This is a genomic window from Burkholderia sp. LMG 13014, from assembly GCF_905232215.1.
Taxonomy (GTDB): domain Bacteria; phylum Pseudomonadota; class Gammaproteobacteria; order Burkholderiales; family Burkholderiaceae; genus Burkholderia.
Window position 1 is genome coordinate 1 of sequence record NZ_CAJNKE010000447.1, and the last position, 4,920, is coordinate 4,920.

The window sequence follows — 4,920 nt, forward strand, 5'->3', positions numbered from 1 at the left end:
GTGCGGCTCGGGGATGAAGGCCGCGATGTTCGCGCACGACCTGCTGCTGGCAGGTTCGGCGGGTGTGGCCGTTGCGGGCGGGATGGAGAGCATGACGAATGCGCCGTACCTGCTGCCGAAGGCGCGCGCGGGGATGCGCATGGGTCACGGGCAGGTTCTCGACCACATGTTCCTCGACGGACTGGAAGACGCGTACGACAAGGGCCGGTTGATGGGCACGTTCGCGGAGGATTGCGCGCAGTCCTATCAGTTCACGCGTGAAGCGCAAGATGCGTTCGCGATCGAATCGCTGACGCGTGCGCAACGTGCGATCACGGAAGGGCGCTTCGTGTCGGAGATCGCGCCGGTGACCGTGAAGGCCGGCAAGGCCGAAGCGGTCGTGTCGATCGACGAGCAGCCGGGCAAGGCGAAGCTCGACAAGATTCCGACGCTCAAGCCGGCGTTCCGCGAAGGTGGCACGGTGACGGCCGCCAACTCGTCGTCGATCTCCGACGGTGCGGCGGCGCTGGTGATGATGCGTCGCTCGGAAGCCGAGCGGCTCGGCCTCACGCCGAAGGCCGTGATCGTCGGACATTCGACGTATGCGAACAAGCCGGGCCTGTTCGCGACGGCGCCGATCGGCGCGCTTCGCAAGCTGTCGGAGAAGACCGGCTGGAACCTGCGCGACGTCGATCTGTTCGAGATCAACGAGGCATTTGCGGTGGTCGCGATGGCCGCGATGCGCGATCTCGACCTGCCGCACGACAAGGTCAACGTGCACGGCGGCGCGTGCGCGCTCGGCCATCCGATCGGCGCATCGGGCGCGCGCGTGATGGTGACGCTGCTGGCCGCGCTGGAAAACTACGGACTCAAGCGAGGGGTGGCGTCGCTGTGTATCGGCGGCGGCGAGGCGACGGCGATCGCGATCGAACGCATCGCCTGACGCACGGCGCATAGTACGCACGCTGCAACGCGGGCGACGGGTATCGCGCGGGAATCTTCCGCGCGTTGCCAGTCGCCCGTATTCTTTTGGGCATCTCGCGCGCGCGCGTCAATCGATCGAATTGAAAAAAGCTAGGATGTCGCTATGCCATTGCGCTGCGCGACCTTCACCAGTTCGACCATGTTCGGGGCGTTGAGCTTGCTCATGAGACGCACCTTGTAGGTACTCACCGTCTTGTGACTGAGCATGAGCGTACGTCCGATTTCCTGGTTGTTCATTCCTTTCACCAACAGGCCGAGGACCGTCATTTCGCGGTCGGTGAGCCCATCGAGCTCTGCGGCCTGGCCCGTGGCTTCGCTCGCCGCGACTTCCAGCAAGTTTTCGCGAAGCATGTTGGTGACCACTTGCGGGAAATACGAATAGCCGGCGAGCAACGCCTTGACGGCCTTGGATATTTCATCCAGCCCGTCGTCCTTGCAGACAAAGCCTGACGCGCCGGCTTGCAGGCAACGCATTGCATAGTTGCGCGTGTCGCCGGACGTGAGCACCAGGATGCTGGCGTCCAGTTCGGCGCCGCGCAGGCGATCCATGACCGAGAAGCCGTCCAGATCGGGAATGACCAGATCCAGGATGACCAGATCGGGCTTGAGCGCCCGAACGGCCTGGACGCCGTCCACGCCCGTGCGGCACTCCGCGACGACTTCATGGCCGTCACGCTCCAGAATCACTCGCACTGCCATTCGAATCAGTGGATGGTCGTCCACGATCACAATACGACGATTCACGGTCCCCTCTGCTTGATTGATTTTCTTCGCCGAACACGCCAGCACTGGCTGGGCAGTCTATGCGGTTTTCGGTTGAAGCGATGGCTGACAAGGTATCGGCGCCCATTGCCGCAAAGCCACCCCGTCTTTGCCGCTTACCTTACTTGAATGCGGATTGACAGCGAATGCGCCGAGTGGTGCATCAGATATTTCCTGGCGAAAAGCAGATTGTTCCGAATAGCTTGAACGGGCATTGGGCCGTCACATTTGACGACGTGATGGCGCGATGGTTTTGCTGAGACCCGTCGCTTGGGGTTGGCCGTTACTACCGTCGAGGCTGCCCGTGATTGCGCAGAGACGAGCCACTCAGCGGCGCGGCATCCGCCGACGTTCTCATGCCGAGCGCTTTGCCTCCGGCGATACCGCGCCGCACGCGCGAATCACGAGCTGCACGACCTGTTCGGTCTTCTCGTCGAACGCTTTCTGCGTGAACGTCCGCTTGCCGCTCAGCGCGCGGATCTGCGCATCGAAATCCGCGTAGTGCTGCGTGGTTGCCCAGATCAGGTACATCAGCGCATGCGCGTCGATCGGCGCGAGCAGCCCTCGCGCGATCCAGCCATCGATGACCTTCACGCGCGTATCGAACCACGGCTTCACGCGTTCCGACAGGATGTCCTGCATGTGCTCCGCACCGTGGATGATCTCGTTGGCCCAGACCTTCGAGCCGAGCGGACGCCGTCGCGACAGCGCCATCTTCGCGCGCACGTAGGCACCGATCGCTTCGACGGGATCGTCGTCGGCCTCGAACGAACCGGCCGCGCGATGCCAGTCCTCGAACAGGTCGTCGAGCACGCGGCGGTACAACGCGAGCTTCGTCGGGAAGTAGTAATGCAGGTTCGCTTTCGGCAGGCCGGCACGCTCCGCGATCATCGCGGTGCTCGCGCCGTCGAGCCCGCGTTCCGCGAATACGGCCTCTGCACAGGCGAGCAGATGCGCTTCGTTGGACTCGCGGATGTGCGCCTTGCGTCGCCGCAAAGGCGCGGGCGTTTCGTCGCTGTCGGTGGCTTCGGTTGCCGCCTCGTCATGTCTCATCGTTGCCCTCGCGCGGCGGGCATGCCGCGTTGGGCTTCATTCTAGCCGCTGATTCGCATCGCGCGCACGTGTGCGGACATCGCGCATTCATCGTCATGCTGCGTTGCGATGGCACGTTTCTCGCTCCATTCATTCACGCAAGAAAGAGATTGATTTGGTCATTTTGATCGTCTAAAACCTGTCCAATCGGACAGGATTCGACGAGCGGCGGAAACCTTTCGACCCGATTCATCGGACGAACTTCGCGAACGATCGGGGCATGCACCGCGCTTGGGCGGCGTTGCCCCGAAACAGGCATGACACGCACCGGCACAGACCGGGCTGACGACATCACCGACCCCACAGGAGCGATACGAATGAACGCGGTATCGGAAACAGTGAAGCGGGCAGCTTTCGACACGTCGATCAAGGTCGACGGCAAGCGGTTGTGGGACAGCCTGATGGAAGTCGCGAAGATTGGCGCGACGCCGAAGGGCGGCGTGTGCCGCCTCGCGCTGACCGATCTCGACAAGGCCGGCCGCGACCTGATCGTCGGCTGGGCGAAGGCCGCCGGCTGCACGGTGACGGTCGATACGATGGGCAACGTGTTCATGCGTCGCGCGGGCCGCGTGGCCGATGCGGCGCCGGTCGTCACGGGATCGCACGCGGATTCGCAGCCGACGGGTGGCCGCTTCGACGGTATCTACGGCGTGCTCGGCGGCCTCGAGGTGATCCGCAGTCTCAACGATCATGGCATCGAGACCGAGCATCCGGTCGAGGTCGTGATCTGGACCAATGAAGAAGGCTCGCGCTTCGCGCCCGCGATGGTCGCATCCGGCGTGTTCGCGGGCGTGTTCCCGCTCGAATACGGGCTGTCGCGCAAGGACGTGGACGGCAAGACGATCGGCGAGGAACTGGCGCGCATCGGCTACGCGGGTGACGTGCCGTGCGGCGGGCGCAAGCTGCACGCGGCGTTCGAACTGCATATCGAGCAGGGGCCGATTCTCGAAGCGGAGTGCAAGACGATCGGTGTCGTGACCGACGCGCAGGGGCAGCGCTGGTACGAGATCACGTTCACCGGCCAGGAAGCGCACGCGGGGCCGACGCCGATGCCGCGTCGCCGCGACGCACTGCTCGGCGCATCGCGCGTGGTCGATCTCGTCAACCGGATCGGCCTCGATCATGCGCCGTTCGGCTGCGCGACGGTCGGCATGATGCAGGTGCATCCGAACTCGCGCAACGTGATTCCGGGCCGCGTGTTCTTCACGGTCGATTTCCGTCATCCGGACGACGCGGTGCTCGCGAAGATGGATGCTGCATTGCGCGACGGCGTGGCGCGTATCGCGGGCGACATCGGGCTCGAGACCGAACTCGAGCAGATTTTCTATTACAAGCCGGTCGCATTCGACGCTGCCTGTGTGGAAGCCGTGCGTAGCGCGGCCGACCGCTTCGGTTTCTCGCATCGCGACATCGTGTCGGGTGCCGGCCACGATGCGTGCTATCTCGCTCAGGTCGCGCCGACGTCGATGGTGTTCGTGCCGTGTGTCGACGGCATCAGCCACAACGAGATCGAGGACGCGACGCCCGCATGGATCGAGGCCGGCGCAAACGTGCTGCTGCACGCGATGCTGTCGCGTGCATGCGAGCCGGTTTCATGACGCAGAGACCGTAGCAGCCGGCAGGCTACTCATCGCCTGACCGTAGCATTCCTAAGAACGACCGCCCCGACTGTGCATTTGCAGCCGGCGGGGACGGCTTTGTCTCCACCCAGTCGAAGGAACGCGTATGACCACCAAGCCAACCGGCGATATCGCCGCGCATCGCCTGTCGTCCACGCAACTCTCGTGCGAATTCGCCGATATCGCGCCGCTGCTCGATCCGACTGCCGCAGCGGCCGCCGCCAGCCGCTGCCACTACTGCTATGACGCGCCGTGCGTGCAGGCCTGCCCGACGCAGATCGACATCCCGAGCTTCATCCGCAAGATCGGAAACGGCAACCTGAAGGGCGCCGCGACCGACATCCTGTCGGCGAATCCGCTCGGCGGGATGTGCGCCCGCGTGTGTCCGACCGAGATCCTGTGCGAAGGCGCATGCGTGCGCAACCACCAGGATGCGCAGCCCGTCGCGATCGGCGCGCTGCAGCGGCATGCGACCGACTGGGCG

At 64.3% G+C, this 4,920-nt stretch carries 4 protein-coding genes and 1 pseudogene; 3 read left to right on the forward strand and 2 right to left on the reverse strand.

Annotated features, from left to right (window positions below):
• Positions 1–922: acetyl-CoA C-acyltransferase (locus tag JYJ84_RS28275; RefSeq protein ID WP_205189745.1), on the forward strand; the 922-nt coding region annotated here is incomplete at its 5' end.
• Positions 923–1,053: 131 nt separating this feature from the next.
• On the opposite strand, the gene JYJ84_RS28280 is transcribed toward JYJ84_RS28275, so the two are convergent.
• Both JYJ84_RS28280 and JYJ84_RS28285 read right to left on the reverse strand, forming a co-directional pair.
• Entirely contained in the window at positions 1,054–1,707 is a 654-nt protein-coding gene (locus tag JYJ84_RS28280; RefSeq protein WP_122950655.1) for a response regulator transcription factor, read from the reverse strand.
• Positions 1,708–2,079: 372 nt separating this feature from the next.
• Positions 2,080–2,778 carry a TetR/AcrR family transcriptional regulator gene (locus tag JYJ84_RS28285; RefSeq protein WP_122950292.1) on the reverse strand — a complete coding sequence of 233 codons (699 nt, stop codon included), beginning with the start codon at positions 2,776–2,778 and terminating at the stop codon, positions 2,080–2,082.
• Between the two features lie 356 nt (positions 2,779–3,134).
• On the opposite strand from JYJ84_RS28285, the gene JYJ84_RS28290 reads away from it, so the two are divergent.
• Positions 3,135–4,415 (forward strand): Zn-dependent hydrolase, encoded by a 1,281-nt coding sequence (locus JYJ84_RS28290; RefSeq protein WP_122950293.1) that lies wholly within the window; start codon positions 3,135–3,137, stop codon positions 4,413–4,415.
• A gap of 127 nt (positions 4,416–4,542) precedes the next feature.
• Positions 4,543–4,920 (forward strand): annotated as a pseudogene (locus JYJ84_RS28295) (dihydropyrimidine dehydrogenase); the annotation flags it as partial.

What these genes read in the sequence shown, in the direction of transcription:
- JYJ84_RS28285 (WP_122950292.1), bottom strand. Translation starts at nt 2,778, where the DNA reads ATGAGACATGACGAGGCGGCAACCGAAGCCACCGACAGCGACGAAACG.
- JYJ84_RS28290 (WP_122950293.1), top strand. Translation starts at nt 3,135, where the DNA reads ATGAACGCGGTATCGGAAACAGTGAAGCGGGCAGCTTTCGACACGTCG.